Origin of the sequence: Dietzia sp. HMSC21D01 (assembly GCF_001815995.1) — a bacterium.
GTDB lineage: Bacteria > Actinomycetota > Actinomycetes > Mycobacteriales > Mycobacteriaceae > Dietzia > Dietzia cinnamea.
This window is the reverse complement of the sequence record NZ_KV823764.1, coordinates 1-598: the sequence shown is the minus strand read 5'-3', so window position 1 is coordinate 598 and position 598 is coordinate 1. Positions and strand designations below refer to the sequence as shown.

The 598-nt window shown below is 74.9% G+C and carries 1 protein-coding gene; it reads right to left on the bottom strand.

The features are described 5' to 3' along the window. Positions 1-38 precede the first annotated feature (38 nt). The coding region (locus tag HMPREF3086_RS03555) for a CPBP family glutamic-type intramembrane protease (protein WP_070720189.1) at positions 39-598 on the bottom strand (560 nt) is incomplete at its 5' end.

Below are 598 nucleotides of genomic sequence, written 5' to 3'. Positions count from 1 at the left end.
ATAGCGGGGCCGGGCCGCGCCGCGTGGTCCTGCGGGGATCAGGCCCGCGCGGCGTCGAGGATCGGGCCGAGCGCGAACAGCATCACCATCGACCACGCGACGTGCGTGATCGCCGGCCCGAGGACGCCGCCGGTGGCGCGCCGCTGTAGCGCCGTCACGACACCCACGATGACGGCCGCGAGCACCAGCAGGGGGATCCCGGCGGTGGCCGTGACGGTCGCGTAGATCACCGTCGTCGTGAGGATCGGCCGCAGGTTGGCGACGGCCGAGTACACGGCACCGCGGTGGAAGCACTCCTCGGCGACCCCGTTGACCGCCGTGAGGGCTGCGACCAGCGCGAGGTTCCCCACGGTCGCGTGGGCGAGGAGCGCGTCGACCGGGTCGCGGAGTGGCTCGATACGCGCCACGACGAGCGCCCCCAGGCAGAACACCACCGCGAGCGCGGCGGCCGTGAGCACCGAGGACAGCACCGGCCGGCGCGGGCGGTACGGCTCGCAGCCCACCCGGATCGGTCCCGAGGCGAACGCGCCGGTCAGCCACACCGCGGCGAGGAGAGCGGTGGCGGGGTAGAAGAGGGCGTCCCCGGCGGGGATCCGGA